Source organism: Aeromonas sp. 61P (assembly GCF_051919545.1).
Taxonomy (GTDB): domain Bacteria; phylum Pseudomonadota; class Gammaproteobacteria; order Enterobacterales; family Aeromonadaceae; genus Aeromonas; species Aeromonas veronii.
This window is the reverse complement of sequence record NZ_JBQBEL010000001.1, coordinates 2,210,839-2,230,177: the sequence shown is the minus strand read 5'-3', so window position 1 is coordinate 2,230,177 and position 19,339 is coordinate 2,210,839. Positions and strand designations below refer to the sequence as shown.

Here is a 19,339-nt window from a genome sequence, read left to right as displayed (position 1 = left end):
TCCCCGTAGCCCCCCATCCCCTATAGTGGCCGCCAGTTTCAATGGCGCAGATTGTTATGACCCTCTCCCTTGACCACATCCCCGACCAGCTTCGTCACGCCATCGACGAGTGCCGCCTGATCCAGATCCGTGGCCGGGTCACCCAGGTGACTGGCACCCTGCTCAAGGCAGTCGTCCCCGGGGTACGGATCGGCGAGCTCTGCCATCTGCGCAACCCGGACAACACACTCTCCCTGCAGGCAGAGGTGATCGGCTTTGCCCAGCATCAGGCGCTGCTCACCCCCCTTGGCGAGATGTTCGGCATCTCCTCCAACACCGAGGTGAGCCCGACCGGTGCCATGCATCAGGTCGGGGTCGGCGATCATCTGCTCGGTCAGGTGCTCAATGGCCTAGGTAACCCCTTTGGCGGTGGCCATCTGCCGGAGCCCGAGGCCTGGTATCCGGTCTATCGGGATGCGCCCGCTCCCATGAGCCGCAAGCGCATCGCCGAGCCCATTTCGCTCGGTATTCGCGCCATCGATGGCCTGCTTACCTGCGGTGAGGGGCAACGGATGGGGATCTTCGCGGCCGCCGGTGGTGGCAAGAGCACCCTGCTGGCGTCGCTTATTCGCAGCGCCGAGGTGGATGTCACCGTGCTGGCGCTGATCGGTGAGCGGGGCCGTGAGGTGCGCGAATTTATCGAAGCGGATCTGGGGGAAGAGGGGCTCAAGAAGGCTGTGCTGGTGGTGGCAACTTCGGATCGCCCCGCCATGGAGCGGGCCAAAGCAGGCTTTGTCGCCACCTCCATCGCCGAGTATTTCCGCGATCAGGGCAAGCGGGTACTGCTGCTGATGGACTCCGTCACCCGCTTTGCCCGTGCCCAGCGGGAGATTGGTCTGGCCGCTGGCGAACCGCCAACCCGACGGGGCTATCCGCCGTCGGTGTTTGCCGCCCTGCCCCGCCTGATGGAGCGGGCCGGTCAGTCAGACAAGGGCTCCATCACTGCCCTCTATACCGTGCTGGTAGAGGGGGATGACATGACAGAGCCGGTAGCCGACGAGACCCGCTCCATCCTCGATGGCCACATCATCCTGTCGCGCAAACTGGCGGCGGCCAACCACTACCCGGCCATCGACGTGCTGCGCTCCGCCAGCCGGGTGATGAACCAGATCATCGAGCCCGAGCATCAGGCTCAGGCCGGTCGACTGCGCAGCTGGCTGGCGAAATATGAAGAGGTGGAGCTGTTGCTGCAGATCGGCGAATACCAGAAAGGGCAGGACAAGGTGGCCGATGAGGCGATCGCCCGCATCGAGACTATTCGCCAGTGGCTAAGGCAAGGCACTCATGAACCCAGCTCACTGCCGGAAGCCCTCTCGACTCTGGAGGTACTGACCCGATGATTGGCCGCCTGCAACGAATAAAAGACCTGCGGCTGGATCGGGCCGAGCAGCAGCTCGCCGCCCAGCAGGCTCGGGTGCAACTCGCCCGCGTTCGCCAACGCGAAGCGGAGCAGGAGAGTCTCGACTATCGCCAGTGGCGCCTTGCCGAAGAGGAGCGGCTATTTGCCATCTGTCAGGCGGAGCAACTCGATCGCAAGGGGCTCAAGGCGTGGCAACAGCAAGTGGCGCTGCTGCGGGAGAAAGAGGCCCAGCTTGAACAAACTGCCGCCGAACAGGCCGAGCGGGTCGCCGAAGAGCGCATCCGTTTACAGGAGCGCCAGCAGGCGGTACACCGAGCCCGCCAGCAGCAACAGAAATTTGCCGAACTACACCGTCAGGAGCAGGCCTCACAGCAAGCCCTGCGTGACTACAACGAAGAGCAGGAACAGGAAGAGTTCCGCCAGCAGAGCAGGATGTAACGAGTCATGAACCGAATCCTCCCGATACAGGGCACAGTGACAGCCCGGGGTGATACCCAGATGGCTGAAGCCAATCGATCGCAACAACAGCGTTTCGAGCAGGCGATGAGGCTTGAGCAGGAACAAAAGACAGCTCACCAACACCGGGAAAATAACCTGCACCAAAGCAGGGTTCCGTTGCATCAACAGCTATTGCAGGCGCAGCAACAGAAAAAAGAGATAGCCGATAAGGCCCAACAGCAGGAGCTTGCCGCCGCTCACGCAAGGTCAAAAAAACGGCAGTCAGAGCCGCTCGTCAAAGAGGAGCAACTCGGCATTTCCCTCTCTGAAGTGGCCGCCCGTGACCAGAAGGAAACAGAGCGCCAAGCAGATCAACACTCGCAGGATAAAGAGCTGGAAAGCAGCGCATACCAGTCCCCAGAAACATGGTCACTGCCAGGACAAAAGAGCTCGCTGTCCACATCGTCATCGGCACAGGAAGAGCCCCAGACATATTCCGATAGGGGAGCGGATAACACGTTGATAGCAGGTGACACCTCTGGATTGGACAGGGCGCTAGTGATCGAAAAAGCCGCCCAGCAACTGAACGAAGCATCCTTAGTCGATGCCCGTGAGCTCGCAGAGCAGCTCGCCGCTGACACTGACATCAATGCGCTCACTCTGAGCGACGAGATACCCGAAGCCAGCGGTCAACCGCTCTCCCCACAGGTGAAAACCCCCGGGGATCTGCAACTCGCCCGGCTGGCTCCAGCCGAAAACAATCGGGAACTGGGTCAACTGCTGGAGCGGCTGGCAGTGGATATCTATCAGGAACTGGGCCGCCCGGAGCGCCCGCCACTGCTGCGCCTGACGTTGCCACAGCTGGGCGATCTCTCCATTCGCATCGCTCACCACCATGGCGAGTTGCAGATCGAGATCCTCGCCACGGCGCAAGGTGAGCTGCTGCTCAATCAGGGGCGCAGCGATCTGGTCGACCGCCTGCAACGGCTCTATCCCGGCGAGCGGGTCGCCCTCGATCTCTTCGGCCAGCCCGACAGTGAGCAGGGCTCGCGCCATAAACGATCCATCTACGAAGAGTGGGATGCCGACGCATGACACCGATTGCCCTCACCTCCGCCTCGCTGGCGGAGTTGACTTTACAGCAGACCCTGAGCCAATACCGCCAGCACTTTAACTGGAGTGGCGGCGAGCTTCTCCTCGCCATCGGTTTGCCGCCTGCGACACTCGATACCCGGCTGCAACTGCAGTGGCAGGGGCTCTCTTTGCCGCTGTTGTGCCACGGCGCAGAGCTGGCGCACTGGCTCGCGCCGGATCTACAACAGGCGGCGCTGTTCAGCCTGCCCGAGCCGCTGCAACTGGCACTGATCGAACGGCTGGGACAACCCCTCGGTGGACTCAGCTGCTCGGCGCTGACCCGACCGGAAAGTAATGTTCAGACCGATGAGCCCGCCCTGCAACTGCTGTTGCAACGGGAGGGGACCAGTCTCGCTCTCTGGCTGCCGCAGCCCGAGCCCTTGCTGAGCAAGTTGCCACCACGACCACAGCAGCAGCGGCTGCCGTTGCCCCTCACCCTCTCCCTGCAGTGGGGCGAGATTGGGCTGACCATGGATGAGCTCGCCACTCTCGCCATCGGCGATGTGCTGCTGCCGCCGCCCCATCCGCAGCTCGGCCAGCAACTGCTGATCTGTGTGGAGGGTCGCCCCTTTGCCTACTGCCAACCCCATCAACAACATCTGGAATTGACTGCCATGCACAACGCTAAACCCGCTGACCCCTTCGGCCCGACCGAGCTGGAGCAACTGCCGATCCAGGTGAGCTTTGAAGTGGGCCGCCAGACGCTGGACTGGCACACTCTCACCAGCCTGCAACCGGGCGCCCTGATCGATCTTGGCACCCCCCTCGATGGCGAAGTGCGCATCATCAGCAACGGCCATTCGCTGGGAGTGGGCCGACTGGTGGAGATCCAGGGTCGCCTGGGGGTAAGGGTCGAACGCCTCGACAACGAGTCACAGTCATGATCCAGTTGCCAGACGAGCTAAACCTTATCGTCGGGCTGGCACTGCTGGCCCTGCTCCCCTTTATCGCCGTGATGGCCACCTCCTTCGTCAAGCTGGCGGTGGTCTTCTCGCTGCTGCGCAACGCCCTCGGGGTGCAGCAGATCCCCCCCAACATGGCGATGTACGGGCTGGCGATCATTCTCAGCATTTATGTGATGGCGCCGGTCGGCTTTGCCACCCAGGATTACCTGCGCCAGAACGAGGTGTCGCTGGCCAAATCCGAATCTGTGGAAAAGTTCCTCGATGAGGGGATTGCCCCCTACCGCGACTTTTTGAAAAAGCAGATCAAACCGCGGGAGCACGCCTTCTTTATCGATAGCACCAAGCAGCTCTGGCCCAGCAAGTATGCCGACCGGCTGGAGCCCGACAGCCTGCTGATCCTGCTGCCCGCCTTTACCGTGAGCGAGCTGAGCCGCGCCTTCGAGATAGGCTTTCTGATCTACCTGCCCTTTATCGCCATCGATCTCATCATCTCCAACATCTTGCTGGCGATGGGGATGATGATGGTCTCCCCCATGACCATCTCGCTGCCCTTCAAGCTACTGCTGTTTGTGCTGCTCGATGGCTGGGCCCGCCTGACCCACGGGCTGGTCATCAGTTACGGAGGCTAGCATGAGTCACGCCGATATCCTTCACTTCACCAGCCAGGCGCTCTGGCTGGTGCTGATCCTCTCGATGCCACCTGTGCTGGTGGCGGCGCTGGTGGGCACCCTTGTCTCTTTGCTGCAGGCGTTGACCCAGATCCAGGAGCAGACCCTGGGCTTTGTCGCCAAGCTGATCGCCGTGGTGATCACCCTGTTTGCCACCACCGCCTGGCTGGGGAACGAGCTCTACAGCTTTGCCGATATGGTGCTGTTCAAGGTACCGCAGATCCAATGACGCTTGAGAGCCTGCAGGCCCAGATGCTGGCCTATACCCTGCTGCTGCCGCGTTTTATCAGCTGCTTCGTGATGCTGCCGGTGCTGAGCAAACAGATGCTGGGAGGGGCGATGATCCGCAACGGAGTGGTCTGCTCGCTGGCACTCTACGCCTACCCCACAGTCGCCGACACCTTGCCGGATCAGATCGACGGCATGGCGCTGGCCATGCTGATCGCCAAAGAGGTGCTGCTCGGCCTGCTGATCGGCTTTGTCGCCGCCATCCCCTTCTGGGCCATCGAGGCGAGCGGTTTTCTGATCGACAACCAGCGCGGTGCCGCCATGGGTTCCCTGTTCAACCCGAGTCTCGGCAGCCAGACCAGTCCCACCGGCCTGCTGCTGACCCAGACCCTGATTACCCTCTTTTTTGCCAGCGGCGCCTTTCTCGCCCTACTGGCCGCCCTGTTCCAGAGCTACATCAGCTGGCCGGTGGCGCACTTTTTCCCCACCATTGACGAGCAGTGGGTCAACTTTTTCTACAGCCAGTTCAGCCATATGTTGCTGCTCTGCGCTTTGCTGGCGGCGCCGCTCTTGATCGCCATGTTTCTGGCCGAATTCGGGCTGGCGCTGATCAGCCGCTTCGCCCCTTCACTTAACGTCTTCGTGCTGGCGATGCCGATAAAAAGCGCCGTCGCCAGCCTGTTGCTGGTCATCTACATCAAGCTGATGATGGACCACGCCTATCAACAGGTGCTGGCGGTGATGGATCCGCTGCAACTGCTGATCCCCATTCTGGAGGCGCGATGAGCGGCGAGAAGACCGAACAACCCACCCCAAAAAAGTTGCGGGATGCCCGCCAGAAGGGGCAGGTGGTCAAGAGCAAGGAGGTGGTCTCCACCGCCATCATCCTCAGTCTGGTAGGCATGCTGATGGCGATGTCCGACTACTACCTCGAACATCTGGGCAAGCTGATGATGATCCCGGAGTCCCACATCCACCTCCCCTTTACCCAGGCGCTCAACCATGTGGTGGAGAACCTGATGCAGGAGATGGCCTATCTCTGCATTCCGCTCCTCGCGGTCGCGGTGCTGGTGGTACTCGCCTCCCATTTCGCCCAGTACGGTTTTCTGCTGAGCGGCGAGTCCATCAAGCCCGATATCAAAAAGATCAATCCGGTGGAGGGGGCCAAAAAGATCTTCTCCATCAAGAGCCTGATGGAGTTCGTCAAATCCCTGCTCAAGGTGAGTCTCCTGAGCCTCTTGGTGTGGGTCACCATAAAGGGCAATCTGCAGGCGATGCTCCAGTTACCCGGCTGCGGCATGAGCTGCATCACTCCGGTGCTGGGGGGCATGCTGGGCCAGCTGATGGCGGTCTGCGCCATGGGCTTTGTGGTGATAGCCATCGCTGACTACGCCTTCGAACACTACCAGCACATCAAGCAGCTCAAGATGAGCAAGGACGAGGTGAAGCGGGAGTACAAGGAGATGGAGGGGAGCCCGGAGATCAAGAGCAAGCGCCGCCAGTTCCATCAGGAGTTGCAGTCGAGCAACATGCGCGCCGACGTCAAGCGCTCCTCGGTCATCGTCGCCAACCCGACCCATATCGCCATCGGTATCCGCTACGAGCGGGGAGAAACCCCGCTGCCGGTGGTGACCCTCAAATTCACCGATGCCCAGGCGCTACAGGTGCGCAAGATTGCCGAAGAGGAGGGGATCCCGGTGCTGCAACGCATTCCACTGGCCCGTGCCCTCTATCGGGATGCCCAACTCAACAACTACATTCCCGCCGACCAGATCGAGGCGACTGCCGAGGTTCTGCGCTGGCTGGAGCAGTGGCGCCAGAGCGAAGGGCCACAGTGGTAGGGCAGCAAGCTGCCCACATCGCCGAACAAACTGCGCAACACGCGGAAAACTGACAAATCCCCGACCGCTCCCTGATATAGCGCGCCGTCACGGCTCGGTATCATCCCCTTATCGTCAACCCTGTCGGGAATCACATCATGGCCTTACCTGCAATCGGTGGACACATTCACCTCAACCGCCCAGCATCACCCCAACAGACAGAGGCCAGCCCGCTGCTGGCCAAGGGTAACAAGCTGTTCGAGCAATCCGTCAAGCGCGGCATCGGCCACTTCCAGAGCAGCGATCTCAAGCAGGTCATCAGCGCCCTGCGCCAGTTGCAAAGCGCCCCCGATAGCGGCAAAGCGCAGCGGGTGCAGGATGCAATCCAGCACTGGGAGCAGCACCACCCCAAAGAGGTGGCCGCACGCGGCGCTCGTCTGACCGAACTGAAACAGGCGCTGGCCGAACAGGGGGCCATCACCAGAGCCGCCCCGCGACATGAACCGAAAGTGATGGCGGGTGGCACCCAGGCCCTGCTGCAAAAGAGCATGCCCGGACTGGAAAAACTGGGCAGCTACGCCTGTACCGACGCCCAGACCTTTGTCCAGCCCAACAACCCGAGCTATCAGAAGATCATCGGCAAACTCAACGCCTTCGGGCAGGATCCCCAGCGCCTGGCAGCCAACCAGCGCGCCAACAACAGCGCCAATATGGCCGCCATCCAGATCACCAGAAACAAGCAGCCACTCTCGTTGCGCACCATGGAAAACATCGCCAAAGCGGTGGATGACGCCAAGGCCGGTTGCTGCTCGACCCTGGCCTATTCAGCGGCGGCCGAACTGCTGCGCCACAACAGTGACCAGCGGATCGAAGTGCTGGCCCATCGTGGCGCACAGGGTCACGCCCAGACCCACTGCTTTGTGGTGATTGGTCGCGTCGAGGGGAGTGAACTCACCAAGCCGGAAAGCTGGGGGCCACACGCCAAAGTGGTCGACCCCTGGGCCGCCACCATAGGGGCGCCACTGGTCGGTACCCCTGCCCGCCCCCCTATCGCCAACCTGTGGCCGCCCACAGAGTCGGTCTTTGATAACACCCATCGGGAGGATTAATGATGTTCCATGCCATGCTATCAACCCTCGTTCGCCAGCTATCCCTGCCGCAGGAGTGCCTGCACGAAGAGGGGCTGGATCTGCAGGCGGGCCCCTTCAGCCTCCATATTCGCGAGCGGGATCAACTGGTGACCCTGTTTATCCCGCTGGGGGATATCCAGACCCCCTCCCTCGCCGCCATGGCCGACTGGCCTGTGCTGCAACTCAGTAGGGACAGCGAGCAGAGCTCCCTGCTCTGGTGTCGCGAGTGGCTGGACAAGCTGGATGTGGAACTTCTGATTGAGCTTGTCAGCCGCATGCTGCATCAGGCTGAAGCCCTGACCCAAGGCACAGCGCTAGCAGCTACCGAGCTCAGTGAGCCCGCGCTCGAACCAGCCATGTCACGCCCGAACAACGCTATCCCGACGACCATTCGTGCCTGATATCGGCGTCTGCTCATAAGGGAAAATAGCGCAACCAACACGGGGCCATCACTGATGGCCCCGTTATGTTTCTCATGTTGAGTGGATTTGCTCTACACCACCTCTCCCAGCGCACCGATCAGGGCGTCGAGTCCCTGGTCAACCTTCGAGCGCGGGCAGCCGACGTTGAGGCGGATATAGCCTGTGCTTTCGGGGCCATAGGTGTCGCCGCGCATGATGGCGACCCGGTATTTCTCCACCAGCAAGGTTTGCAGTGCATCCATCCGTTCGGTGGAGTCGATGCCAAGGCCGTTCAAATCAATCCAGGCGAGATAGGTTCCCTCGGGCACCCGATAGTCAATGGCGGGGAAAGCGGCGTTGAGCCGCGCCGCCACATGGGTGAGGTTGCCGTGCAAATAGGATTTGAGCGCATCGAGCCAGGCAGAGCCGTCCCGATAGGCGCTGATATGGGCCAGCACCCCGAGGATGGGGGGCGATGAGAGGCCATGGGCCGCCTTGAGCCGCTGTAGATAGGCGGCCCGCGCCGCTGCGTTGGCGATAAAGGCGTAGGCGCCGCCAAGGGCAGGAATATTGAAGGATTTGGAGCCCGAGCTCACCAGCGCCCAGTGATCGTCCGGCGCTACCTCGCTCCACGGCAGGTAGCGGGCAAAGCTCACATCCATATGGATGTCGTCCGAGATGACCTTGACCCCGTGGTGCTGGCAGATGGCGGCCATCCGGCCGAGTTCATCCCGCGTCCAGACCCGGCCGGTGGGGTTGTGGGGGCTGCAGAGCAGCATAATCCGACAATCGGGGCGAGCGGCTTGCTGCTCGAAGCAGGCCCAGTCGATCTGGTAACTCCCCTCCTCTTTTTTAAGCGGGCAGGGCAGCAGCACCCTGTCGTTGGCTGCCAGCATATTGCCGAAGGCATCGTAGGCGGGGGTATGCACCAGCACCCCCTCCCCCGGCGCCGACCAGAGGCTCACCAGCTGGGCAATCACATAGATGACCGAGGGGCCGTAGACCAGGGTCTCGGGTTCGAGGCTCGCCCCGTAACGTCTGGCAAACCAGTTGCTCACCGCCCCCTTGAAGTCGTCGTGATTCCAGCGGCTGTAGCCAAATACCCCGTGCTCAAGGCGGGTTGCCAGGGTCTGGTGAATGCAGGGGGCAGTTTCGAAATCCATGTCGGAGATGGTAAAGGGGAGCAGATCGGCATGGCCAAAACGGTCGGCTACATAGTCCCACTGGGTGCAGTAGGTGCCGTGGCGGTCGACCACATGGTCGAAGTCATAAATATCGTGCATGAAGTTTCTCCCTCCATAAACAGGAGACATATTGGGAGAGGCAAACAAGGGGGGCTTGCGCCCCCCGTTCGGTTCTTATTGGCCGGTTCAGGCCCCCATCAGGCTCTGCAGCTGGTTTTTCACCAGATGCACCTGCGGGCCGATCACCACCTGCAGGTTGTGCTCGTCGAGCTTGATCACCCCGATGGCGCCGTTTGCTTTCAATACCTTGTCATCGACCCGGCTCATGTCCTGCACCGACATCCGCAGGCGGGTGATGCAGTTATCGAGCGCCAGAATGTTATCGGCGCCGCCCAGGGCGTTGAGGATGATTTCACCGTTGTAACCGCTGTTGCCGGCCTTCTTGCCTGCGGGCTGAGCAGTCTCGCTGGTCTCGATTTCACGGCCGGGGGTTTTCAGGTTAAAGCGCACGATGGCGAAGCGGAACACGCTGTAGTAGATGGCAAACCAGATGGCCGCCGCGACCGGCACCAGATACCACTTGGTGGCGGTGCCCTGCAGCACGCCGAACACCAGAAAATCGATGAGGTTGCCGTCGGTGTTGCCGATGGTGACGCCGAGCAGCCCCATGGTCATAAAGCCCAGACCCGTCAGGATGGCGTGGATGACGTAGAGTACCGGCGCAACGAACAGGAACAGGAACTCCAGCGGCTCTGTGATACCACCGATGACGCAGGCCACCACGCCAGATACCAGCAGCGCCTTGATCTTGCCGCGATTTTCCGGGCGAGCGCAGTGATACATGGCGAGCGCCGCGCCCGGCAGACCGCCGAGGAAGGCAGGCATCTTGCCCTGAGAGAGGAAGGAGGTGGCAGAGACCGAGAAGCCGGAAGTGTCGGCGCAAGAGAGTTCGGCGTAGAAGATATTGAGGGCACCGCTCACCTCGTGACCGCATACCAGCTGGGTGCCGCCCGCTTCGGTAAAGCGGATCAGCGCCACCAGAATGTGGTGCAGACCGAGTGGCAACAGCAGGCGCTCACCGGTACCGAACAGGAAGGGGCCGAAGGGACCGGCGTGGGAGATGAGCGCCCCGATGCCGTTGATGCCGGCAGCAAACCAGGGCCAGACGAACGGCACGACCAGACCGACCACACCCAGCACCAGCGCGGTGATGATAGGCACGAAGCGGGCACCGCCGAAGAAGGCGAGCGCATCGGGCATCTTGTAGGTGTAGAAACGGGCGTGGAGCTTCGCGACGATCACCCCGACGATGATTGCCCCCAGAATCCCGGTGTCGATGGAGCTGATACCGAGGATCGATTTCACTCCGTAGGCCTTCTCCGCCGCCGCGTCACCGATGACGTTGGCCACGGTCAGGTAGAAGTTGATGGAGAGGTTGAGCGCCGCATAGCCGACGAAACCGGCAAAGGCCGCGACCCCCTTCTCTTCTCGCGCCAGTCCGAGCGGAATGGCCACCGCAAACATCACCGGCAGATAGATAAAGGCCACCAGCCCCACCTTGGTCATCCAAAGGAACAGCAGTTGCAGCACGGTATTGTCGAGGAAGGGCATGCTCTGCTTGACCGCATCGCTGGTGAGCGAGCTGCCGACACCGAGCAGGATGCCCGAGAAGGCCAGCAGGGCGACCGGCAACATAAAGGTCTTGCCGAGGCTCTGCAGGAACTCCCAGATAGTGGATTTGGCTTGAGGCTTGGCCATGAAACGGCTCCTTGTGAATAGACAGCAATATCTGCGGCTGCCCTCCCCCGCTCGAGGCAATCTCAAAGCAATCTCGAAGCAAAAGGCGCGGGTCAGCATCAGGTTTTGCTGGATGATAAAACGTTTTATCAAGCTACAAGTGCCGACAGGATCACAGAAAAAGGGGGCTGGCTGGCAGCAGGTTCCAAATTTGTGAACCGGATCGGCTCAATGGTGATGTAACGTTTCACTTGAGCATCTGAGCAGGTATGCTGGGGCCTCGCTCTCAACTGTCCGTCGTCCATTCCCCCTATGTCACCCAAATCCCTCTCTGCCAAAGCCACCAAGATCACCGATGTCGCCCAGCGGGCGGGAGTGTCGGTCACCACCGTCTCCATGGTGCTCAACGGCAAGGGGCGCATCTCCCCGGCCACCGCCGAGCGGGTGCAGCAGGCGATAAAAGAGCTCGACTATGTGCCCAACAGCGCCGCCGCCAACCTGCGCAGCCAGCAGTCCAATCTGGTGGGGCTGATCCTGCGCGACATCACCGACCCCTTCTATACCGAGGTGACCGCCGGGGTGAGCGAGGTGCTTGAGCAGCAGGGCTATCTGCTGTTTCTGACCCAGTGCGGCCACAGCCCGGAGCGGCTGCAGCAAAGCATCCACTCCCTGTCGCGGCAGGGGGTGGCGGGCATCATCTTCAATCCGGTGCGCGGCGCGGCGGCCAAAACCCTGGAGACCCTGCTCGACTCCGAACTGCCGGTGGTGTGCGCCGCCCGCTCCTACTATCGGGATGACGTCGACTTTATCGGCCCCGACAACACCCACGCCGCCAAGCAGGCAACCACCTACCTTATCGAGCAGGGCCACCGCCATATCGCCTACGTCGGCGGGCGGGCCGACTCCCTCACCCGCGCCGAGCGGATCGGCGGCTACTGCGCCAGCCTGCTGCAATATGGCCTCCCCTTCAAACCGGAGTGGGTACTGGAGTGCGAACGCACCCAGCGCAGCGCCGCCGACACCATCGCCCAGCTGCTGCACCAGCACCCCAAGGTGACCGCCGTGCTCTGCCACTACCCCGAGGTGGCGCTCGGCGCCATCTATGGCGTCGAGGCGAGCGGCCGCACCGTGGGCAAGGATAACTACATCGGCCAGCAGGTGGCCCTGCTCGGTTTTGACGATGTGGCGGAGGCCGAACTCACCTCCCCCGCCCTCACCTTTGTCAGCTCACCGGCCCGCGAAATCGGCCGTCAGGCGGCGAGACGCCTGCTGACCCGGATGCAGCAACCCGAGCTCGCCCCCAACCGCCATATCATCACCCCCAATCTGCAAAAGCGGGAGTCGGCCTGAGCTGGCTGGACAAGCCCGAGCTCACCCCACCCGCCATATCATCACCGCTCACCAGCAAACCGCAGAAGCGGGCATCGGCCTGAGCTGGCTGGGCGCCCGAGCTCGCCCCACCCGCCATATCATCACCGCTCACCAGCAAACCGCAGAAGCGGGCATCAGCCTGAACTGGCTGGGCAAGCCTACAGCAGCGCAAAATGTGAGGTTGCTCACTGCGCCGGCAAGGAGAGATTGAGAGCCAAGTGGAGAGGAATATGATGGGCGTCCACTCTCTTCACGAGCCCATTTATGAGCAACCCGCACGACCAGAACCCGCCAAGTGAAATCCATCGCTGTGACAAATGCAGGGAGCTTACCCGCCATATCGTGGTGCTGGTCGCCCGCGATCACAGCCAGGACATCATGCCCAAGGATCCGCGCAAAGCCTTCTGGCAAGCCTTTACTTCCAGCAGCATCACCAACTGGGCGTTTGGTGAAACACTGGCCTACCAGACCACCCATGTAAAACATCTGATCTGCGAACGCTGCGGGGAGAAGTTTCTGGAGTATTGAGTGGCAGTAGTCTCCGACAAGGGATTAAGTTCTACCTGCGGTCACTTTACCAAGCGATCAGATAGTAGCCGCTTAATAACTAATTTATTGATCTCTGGCAGGTTTCTGCCCGACTGCGGTTTTACCCTGCCTCTCTCTCGATTAATATGCCCCACTTGGCAACCACTCTTGCAGAGATAACCCTGTGCAGCCGTTTCGCCATCCATCACATCGCCGGATAACAGCAGCAGGCTGGAGGCTGTAATCCACGGGCGGTAGCGTGGAGATTGGTTTATTTATTCGGCTTAATAAGTAGGTAGTAGAATCGTGCAAGGGAAAATTATTAATCTTCTTTAGCAAAAAATTGACGTCCTTAATAGCAAGGATATCTATTAGAGTTATTAAGAACGGCTGGAAACAATATTAAATATTAAGCCACCATTAATTAATGTAATTTAATACTAGCAAAGGATTTCACCACATGGATAATAGTCCTTTTGGCTCACGGAACGTTATTGAATCCATAATATCAGAAGAGAAACTACGAAGTTTCTTAGTCGGATTCGACCTAGATAGTGATGGCACATCTCAATATAGATGGCGCTTACTTATCAACAAAATAATAAATGTTATTCATGAATTTTCTTTTGGCTTTCACGAAGGTACAGTAACCCATAACACAGAAACTGTTGATAAAATAGTTGAAGCAGCGAATGCAATCTATAAAATAGACGAATTTCAACGGGTCAGGGATATATATAATAATAATGGTAGTATAGATGATGATATTAATGACAAATATTTAAGAAGAGGTGAATTTGGTGAGTTAATTCTTCATTTAATTTTAAGAGACCAATTTAATACCATACCACTACTATCCAAAATTTATTTCAAAGACTCTTTAGGTCATACTGTTCATGGTTTTGATTGCGTTCATATTGAACCAGAGAGCAAGACTCTGTGGTTAGGTGAATCAAAGCTCTATCTCGACCCTAAACGGGGTTTAAATGAATTAATAAATGATATTGAAGAGCATTTCAAGGTTGACTATCTAGATGCTGAATTTAGTTTAATTGCAAAGAAAATAAAGCACTTTGATAACATACCTGAGTCTGAACACTGGAAAATGTTATTGTCATCATCTTCCAAACTAAAAGATAAGTTAAATGAAATTTACATCCCATTATTGTGTACATATAGTTGTGATTTGTTTACAAAGTATAATGATGAAACTGACATTAGTTTTATTGATGAATATGAAAAGAAAATACGCAGCTTAAATGCATACTTTGAAAGTAAGAACAATCATCCTTTAAAATCAAAGCTAAAAATAATAATAATATTATTCCCGGTGCAATGTAAATTAACTTTAGTCAAAAAACTACATAACAAGCTATCGTTATTACAAGCTATTGGAGATTAACATGAGTGATATCGTATATAAACTCAACCAGAAGCAATCATTTGATTTTTCAGAAACATTTAATATTTATCGTGAATGTGCATCACAACTGATCCAAAATGAAACTTCTGGCATTGATACATTAATAAAGATACTTAACTCAAAAAGTAAACTGTCTTCATCCTTAGACAATATGCTGGCTGATTTAATCGAATCGGTTGGATTCTATCCATATCTTGAAAAAGAAGATCTTAATCTATTTTCAACAAGTGCGAAGATAAGGCGAGCAACAAACATTTCTTCAAATATAGTAAACAAAATCTTCCATGATGAGCAGAAACATATTTTAAAGTTATTAGAGTCCGGTAAAAATGTTATTGTTAGCGCACCAACCAGCTTTGGCAAAAGCTTGTTAATAGAAGAAGTGGTCGCCTCATTAAAGTATAAAAATATTGTTGTCATACAACCTACATTAGCGCTTCTAGATGAAACAAGAAAAAAACTGTCAAAGTATGAAGAACATTATAAAATAATTGTAAGAACATCTCAGGAAGCTACTAATGAAAAAGGCAACTTATTCCTTTTAACATCTGAGCGAGTTAATGAATATAATAACATCCCAAAGATTGACTTTATTGTTTTAGATGAGTTCTATAAATTAAGCTCAAAGAGAGATGATGAGAGAGCTGACTCATTAAATAATGCTTTTAGAAATATACTCGTCCGGTTCAATCCACAATTTTATCTACTTGGTCCGAACATAGATGGAATATCAGATGGCTTTGCGGATAAATACAATGCTATTTTTTATCAAACAAAGTACAACTTAGTAAGCTGTGAAGAAATAAATATATATAAAGAACACGATGGCCTTTTTGGTGTAAGAGGAAATAAGAAAACTCATAAAGAACATGTGCTGTTCGACCTACTTTTCAATCTTAAAAATGAAAGCACAATTATTTACTGCTCATCCCCGACTAGAGCCAGATACTTATCAGTTCAATTTTTAAAATACCTAACCAACAAAAAAGAACGCATAAAAAACAAAGAGTTGTCCATTATTGAATGGATAGAGAAATACATATCAACACAGTGGTCATTAATTAATTGCTTAAAATATGGTATTGGGGTTCATGATGGTGCTTTACAGAAGCATATTACATCCTCTGTAATAGACTACTTTAACAATGGCGAACTTAATTTTCTTTTTTGCACTGCAACAATTATTGAAGGTGTAAATACAACAGCGAAGAATGTTATCTTTTTTGACCCAACAAAAGGAAGTGGCACTCCCATTGATTATTTCGATTACTCAAACATCAAAGGAAGGGCAGGACGACTAATGGTTCATTACGTTGGTAACATATATAATTTCAACCCACCTCCGAAGCATAACAAAACATATATTGACATCCCTTTTTTTGAACAAAATCCTATATCTGATGAAATTCTGATAAATATAGAAAATGAGGATATACTTGATAAGACAAGTGAACAATATTCATATATATCTAGTCTTCCACCAAAAGAGCGCGAGCTATTTTCACGAAATTCATTATATGTAAAAGGTCAAGTTTCATTAATATCTAAGTTGCGTGCTGATATTCTAGAAAAATATCATCTAATATGCTGGGATGCGACCCCGACATATAAGCAACTTGAGTATTGTCTCGAACTAGCATGGGATTACTTGATAAAACCAGGTGAGAATGTAAAACCTATGACTAAGAAAAAAATAGTCAAAGTAACTTTCGACTATGGGTTTAATAAAAGCATACTCGAGTTAGTTAAAAGCAGTTTTCAATATAAACGTGGCCTTGAATCAAAGGAAAATGTAACTGATGATGAAATTCTAGATGAATCAATAAAGGATAGTTTTCAAATACTTAGGCATTGGTTTCAATACAAAATTCCAAAATGGTTACTTGTCGTAAATGAGCTTCAAAAGTTTGTGTGTAGTGAGCTTGGCATAAAAGCGGGTAATTACACCTTTTATGCTACATCTATTGAAAGCGACTTCATACGTGAGAACCTTACAATTCTTGCTGAATATGGAATTCCAAGATCCGCAATTGAAAAGATTGAGAAATATATAAGCAAGGATATAAACCAAGACTTGGTACTGAAAGAAATATTTCATAAAAAAATATATGACAAGCCTGAATTCTTAAATTACGAACGAGAAAAATTAATATCAAACTATAACGAAAGAAATAAGTCATGACCAATAATACATAATCGCAATCGTATATTCTGAGGTATTTACAAACACCATACACGCATATTTATCTGCATTCCCCTAGCTACCACTAGTAGGATCGGTGGCTGGACGCTCTGAAAATGGGTAGGGTGCAATAAGCACAGCTCATTGCACCTCTACTTTCTAGTCCCCAGATATCTGTTCCAGAAAAGAGCCCGTAGGTTCGAATAGCGAAGCGTATTCGGACGTTCGCATTATCACCTCTATCTTTTCGTCCATCCCCTCTCTTGCCACCACCCAGCCTGCCCAAACAGGCGGTGCAATTCACTTCGTTCATTGCACCCTACGGGGCCAATACCTGCGGTTTCATTCTCCCGTTGTGGTGAGCTGTCTGGCACCGATGGCGCAACCCATTTCTCCAGCTTGTTCTGCTCACGCCTCCCCTGCGCCCTCTCTCTTCCCGCCAGCGGGGGCATTTCTGTGCGTTGGCTCACATCCCGCAGCCGTTTATCACCTCACAAATTTACAGACAGAGCGCCCCCATTCGCTGAGTAAAAACTCACCGCACGGCCAAAGCGCTGAACCACGAACAAACACAACCAATTGATTTTAATCATCAATAAAAATACGAGCGATTCAATCCGCCCCCAATTCGGCAGCTGTTCAGCTTTGCGATCAGGGTCACACTCAAGGTGATAGCGCACAAAAATCCAGTTATTCGCACATTTGTCCGATAGGGTGACCTCTGCCCCGGCGCGATAATAGTCGGGTCAATTTTGTCTGCATGCCGGCCTGCAAGGGCGGCATGCCAACAGGCTCCGGCAACGGAGCGGGGAGAGCGCCATGATAACCACCTTGATCAATGAACATCTGATCAACCTCGATTTGAAAGCGACGCGTAAGGAAGAGGTCTTCACCGAGATGGCCCGCCTGCTGGTCGCGCAAGGCAAGGTCAGCGACGAGCAGCAGTTCGTCAAGGATCTGTGGGCCCGTGAAGAGCTGGACAACACCGGCTTTGAAGAGGGTGTTGCCCTGCCCCACGCCAAGAGTGCGGCGGTCAGCACCCCGGCCGTCGCCATAGGCATCAGCCGCAACGGCATCGACTACGGCGCCGAAGATGGCAAGCCGTCCAAACTGTTCTTCATGATTGCCTCCCCGGCCGGTGGCGCCAACCACCATATCGAGGTGCTGGCCGAGCTCTCCGCCAAGCTGATCGAAGAGGGCTTTATCGATGCCCTGCTGGCAGCCAAAACCCCGGCCGATGCGCTGGCACTGCTGCTGGCCAAGAAAGAGGAAGCGGCTGCCGCACCTGCGGCCAACAAGGGGCTGATCATCGGTGTCACCGGCTGCCCGGCCGGTATCGCCCACACCTATCTGGCGGCCGAGTCGCTGGAGCGCGCCGCCAAGGAGCTGGGTTATGAGGTGAAGGTGGAGACCAACGGCTCCATCGGCGTCAAGAACAGCCCGACTGCGGACGAGATCGCCCGCGCCGCCGCCATCGTGGTGGCCTGTGACAAGCAGGTGGACATGGCCCGCTTCGCTGGCAAACCCCTCATCAAGACCGGCGTGAAAGCCCCCATCAAGGATGGCAAGGGTCTGATTGAGCAGGCCCTGAAAGCCCCCGCCTATGTGGCAGACAAGGATGAGAAGAAGGGTGACGAGAAGCGCGCCAGCGGCGGCAGCTCGGATCTCTACCGCTACCTGATGAACGGCGTATCGCACATGATCCCGTTCGTGGTGACCGGTGGTCTGCTGATCGCCCTGTCACTGGCCATCGGCGGCAACCCGACCCCGAGCGGCATGCAGATCCCGGAAGGGAGCATGTGGAACCAGATCCTCAACGTCGGCGTGGCCGCCTTCACCCTGATGATCCCCATTCTGGCGGGCTATATCGCCTACGCCATCGGTGATCGTCCGGCACTGGCGCCGGGCTTTATCGGCGGCTGGATCGCCAACAACGGCAGCTTCTACGGCGCTGACGCCGGTACCGGCTTTATCGGTGCCATCATCGCGGGCCTGTTGGTCGGTTATCTGGTGCGCTGGATTGCCACTCGTCAGTACCACAAGATGGTGCAACCGCTGGTGCCGATCCTGATCGCCCCCATCGTCGGGTCGCTCTTTATCGCTGCGGTATTCATCTTCATCATCGGCGCCCCGATTGCCGACATGATGACTGGCCTCAACGCCATGCTGCTCTCCATGAGCGGTGGCAGTCTGGTGCTGCTGGGTATCGTGCTGGGTGGTATGGCTGGTTTTGATATGGGTGGCCCGGTCAACAAGGTGGCCTTCCTCTTCTCCGTCGGCATGATCGCCTCCGGTCAGACCCAGTTTATGGGTGCCATGGCCTGCGCCATCCCGGCTGCCCCCTTGGCATGTCGCTGGCTACCGTACTCGGTCGCAAGCTAGGCATCTTCGACGAGTCCGAGATCGAAGCGGGCAAAGCCGCTGGCGCCATGGGTCTGGTGGGTATCTCCGAAGGGGCGATTCCGTTCGCCGCCCGTGACCCGCTGGCCGTGATTCCGGCCAACGTGCTGGGCAGCATGACCGCCGCTGTGATGGCCTTCCTGTTCGGAATCACCAACAGCGTTGCCCACGGTGGCCCCATCGTGGCCCTGCTGGGTGCCGTCAACAAGCCGCTGCTGGCCCTGCTCTGCATGATCTGCGGTGCCATCGTCACCGGCGTGGTCGCGGTTGCCCTGAAAAAGCTGCGGGTAAAAAAGAGTGACGAGGTGACCCTGGCCAAGGCGGCCTGAGTCCCTCTCGCCATCGCGGCTCATAGAGCATAAAAGAGGCCACCCCACGGGGTGGCCTCTTG

16 protein-coding genes and 1 pseudogene are annotated in these 19,339 nt (G+C 56.0%); 15 read left to right on the top strand and 2 right to left on the bottom strand.

What is annotated here, in order from left to right; translation table 11 throughout:
• Positions 1–56 precede the first annotated feature (56 nt).
• The 10 genes from ascN to ACTG2O_RS10725 all read left to right on the top strand — a co-directional run bounded on the left by ascN (position 57) and on the right by ACTG2O_RS10725 (position 8,123).
• Positions 57–1,379: a SctN family type III secretion system ATPase AscN gene (ascN, locus tag ACTG2O_RS10770; protein ID WP_439976657.1), complete on the top strand. Its 1,323-nt coding sequence runs from the start codon at positions 57–59 to the stop codon at positions 1,377–1,379.
• Complete coding sequence (ascO, locus tag ACTG2O_RS10765) at positions 1,376–1,837, top strand: type III secretion system central stalk protein AscO (RefSeq protein ID WP_019446800.1); 462 nt, start codon at positions 1,376–1,378, stop codon at positions 1,835–1,837. The genes ascN and ascO overlap by 4 nt, the downstream gene beginning before the upstream one ends.
• 60 nt (positions 1,838–1,897) lie before the next feature.
• The gene (locus ACTG2O_RS10760; RefSeq protein ID WP_409013769.1) at positions 1,898–2,932 is read left to right on the top strand and encodes a type III secretion system needle length determinant; all 1,035 of its coding nucleotides are present in this window, start codon (positions 1,898–1,900) and stop codon (positions 2,930–2,932) included.
• The gene (gene sctQ / locus ACTG2O_RS10755) at positions 2,929–3,855 is read left to right on the top strand and encodes a type III secretion system cytoplasmic ring protein SctQ (protein ID WP_019446798.1); all 927 of its coding nucleotides are present in this window, start codon (positions 2,929–2,931) and stop codon (positions 3,853–3,855) included. The genes ACTG2O_RS10760 and sctQ overlap by 4 nt, the downstream gene beginning before the upstream one ends.
• Positions 3,852–4,505 (top strand): SctR family type III secretion system export apparatus subunit AscR, encoded by a 654-nt coding sequence (ascR, locus tag ACTG2O_RS10750; RefSeq protein ID WP_005320745.1) that lies wholly within the window; start codon positions 3,852–3,854, stop codon positions 4,503–4,505. The genes sctQ and ascR overlap by 4 nt, the downstream gene beginning before the upstream one ends.
• A 1-nt stretch (position 4,506) precedes the next feature.
• Positions 4,507–4,773, top strand: a complete 267-nt coding sequence (ascS, locus tag ACTG2O_RS10745; protein ID WP_005334586.1) for a SctS family type III secretion system export apparatus subunit AscS — start codon at positions 4,507–4,509, stop codon at positions 4,771–4,773.
• A complete protein-coding gene (gene ascT, locus ACTG2O_RS10740; RefSeq protein WP_019446797.1) occupies positions 4,770–5,558 on the top strand; it encodes a SctT family type III secretion system export apparatus subunit AscT in 789 nt (262 codons plus the stop codon). Before ascS ends, ascT begins: the two co-directional genes overlap by 4 nt.
• Positions 5,555–6,613 carry a SctU family type III secretion system export apparatus subunit AscU gene (gene ascU, locus ACTG2O_RS10735; protein WP_019446796.1) on the top strand — a complete coding sequence of 353 codons (1,059 nt, stop codon included), beginning with the start codon at positions 5,555–5,557 and terminating at the stop codon, positions 6,611–6,613. The genes ascT and ascU overlap by 4 nt, the downstream gene beginning before the upstream one ends.
• Before the next feature lie 137 nt (positions 6,614–6,750).
• Positions 6,751–7,701 (top strand): hypothetical protein, encoded by a 951-nt coding sequence (locus ACTG2O_RS10730; protein WP_019446795.1) that lies wholly within the window; start codon positions 6,751–6,753, stop codon positions 7,699–7,701.
• Positions 7,701–8,123 carry a hypothetical protein gene (locus tag ACTG2O_RS10725; RefSeq protein ID WP_236285253.1) on the top strand — a complete coding sequence of 141 codons (423 nt, stop codon included), beginning with the start codon at positions 7,701–7,703 and terminating at the stop codon, positions 8,121–8,123. The genes ACTG2O_RS10730 and ACTG2O_RS10725 overlap by 1 nt, the downstream gene beginning before the upstream one ends.
• Before the next feature lie 92 nt (positions 8,124–8,215).
• Here ACTG2O_RS10725 and ACTG2O_RS10720 read toward each other — a convergent pair whose 3' ends face one another.
• Both ACTG2O_RS10720 and malX read right to left on the bottom strand, forming a co-directional pair.
• The gene (locus tag ACTG2O_RS10720; protein WP_439975718.1) at positions 8,216–9,406 is read right to left on the bottom strand and encodes a MalY/PatB family protein; all 1,191 of its coding nucleotides are present in this window, start codon (positions 9,404–9,406) and stop codon (positions 8,216–8,218) included.
• Positions 9,407–9,493: 87 nt separating this feature from the next.
• On the bottom strand, positions 9,494–11,065 hold the full coding sequence (gene malX, locus ACTG2O_RS10715) for a maltose/glucose-specific PTS transporter subunit IIBC (protein ID WP_005353570.1): 1,572 nt from the start codon (positions 11,063–11,065) through the stop codon (positions 9,494–9,496).
• Between the two features lie 291 nt (positions 11,066–11,356).
• On the opposite strand from malX, the gene ACTG2O_RS10710 reads away from it, so the two are divergent.
• The 5 genes and pseudogenes from ACTG2O_RS10710 to ACTG2O_RS10690 all read left to right on the top strand — a co-directional run bounded on the left by ACTG2O_RS10710 (position 11,357) and on the right by ACTG2O_RS10690 (position 19,277).
• On the top strand, positions 11,357–12,394 hold the full coding sequence (locus ACTG2O_RS10710; RefSeq protein WP_005344074.1) for a Mal regulon transcriptional regulator MalI: 1,038 nt from the start codon (positions 11,357–11,359) through the stop codon (positions 12,392–12,394).
• 285 nt (positions 12,395–12,679) lie between these two features.
• Entirely contained in the window at positions 12,680–12,943 is a 264-nt protein-coding gene (locus ACTG2O_RS10705) for a hypothetical protein (RefSeq protein WP_019446853.1), read from the top strand.
• A gap of 460 nt (positions 12,944–13,403) precedes the next feature.
• Positions 13,404–14,345, top strand: a complete 942-nt coding sequence (locus ACTG2O_RS10700) for a HamA C-terminal domain-containing protein (protein ID WP_421232632.1) — start codon at positions 13,404–13,406, stop codon at positions 14,343–14,345.
• Between the two features lies 1 nt (position 14,346).
• A complete protein-coding gene (locus tag ACTG2O_RS10695; RefSeq protein ID WP_439975717.1) occupies positions 14,347–16,548 on the top strand; it encodes a DEAD/DEAH box helicase in 2,202 nt (733 codons plus the stop codon).
• 819 nt (positions 16,549–17,367) lie between these two features.
• Positions 17,368–19,277, top strand: a pseudogene (locus tag ACTG2O_RS10690) (PTS fructose transporter subunit IIABC).
• Positions 19,278–19,339 lie beyond the last annotated feature (62 nt).

Coding starts and splice junctions, on each gene's coding strand:
- ascN (WP_439976657.1), top strand. CDS start 57: ATGACCCTCTCCCTTGACCACATCCCCGACCAGCTTCGTCACGCCATC.
- ascO (WP_019446800.1), top strand. CDS start 1,376: ATGATTGGCCGCCTGCAACGAATAAAAGACCTGCGGCTGGATCGGGCC.
- ACTG2O_RS10760 (WP_409013769.1), top strand. CDS start 1,898: ATGGCTGAAGCCAATCGATCGCAACAACAGCGTTTCGAGCAGGCGATG.
- sctQ (WP_019446798.1), top strand. CDS start 2,929: ATGACACCGATTGCCCTCACCTCCGCCTCGCTGGCGGAGTTGACTTTA.
- ascR (WP_005320745.1), top strand. CDS start 3,852: ATGATCCAGTTGCCAGACGAGCTAAACCTTATCGTCGGGCTGGCACTG.
- ascS (WP_005334586.1), top strand. CDS start 4,507: ATGAGTCACGCCGATATCCTTCACTTCACCAGCCAGGCGCTCTGGCTG.
- ascT (WP_019446797.1), top strand. CDS start 4,770: ATGACGCTTGAGAGCCTGCAGGCCCAGATGCTGGCCTATACCCTGCTG.
- ascU (WP_019446796.1), top strand. CDS start 5,555: ATGAGCGGCGAGAAGACCGAACAACCCACCCCAAAAAAGTTGCGGGAT.
- ACTG2O_RS10730 (WP_019446795.1), top strand. CDS start 6,751: ATGGCCTTACCTGCAATCGGTGGACACATTCACCTCAACCGCCCAGCA.
- ACTG2O_RS10725 (WP_236285253.1), top strand. CDS start 7,701: ATGATGTTCCATGCCATGCTATCAACCCTCGTTCGCCAGCTATCCCTG.
- ACTG2O_RS10720 (WP_439975718.1), bottom strand. CDS start 9,406: ATGCACGATATTTATGACTTCGACCATGTGGTCGACCGCCACGGCACC.
- malX (WP_005353570.1), bottom strand. CDS start 11,065: ATGGCCAAGCCTCAAGCCAAATCCACTATCTGGGAGTTCCTGCAGAGC.
- ACTG2O_RS10710 (WP_005344074.1), top strand. CDS start 11,357: ATGTCACCCAAATCCCTCTCTGCCAAAGCCACCAAGATCACCGATGTC.
- ACTG2O_RS10705 (WP_019446853.1), top strand. CDS start 12,680: ATGAGCAACCCGCACGACCAGAACCCGCCAAGTGAAATCCATCGCTGT.
- ACTG2O_RS10700 (WP_421232632.1), top strand. CDS start 13,404: ATGGATAATAGTCCTTTTGGCTCACGGAACGTTATTGAATCCATAATA.
- ACTG2O_RS10695 (WP_439975717.1), top strand. CDS start 14,347: ATGAGTGATATCGTATATAAACTCAACCAGAAGCAATCATTTGATTTT.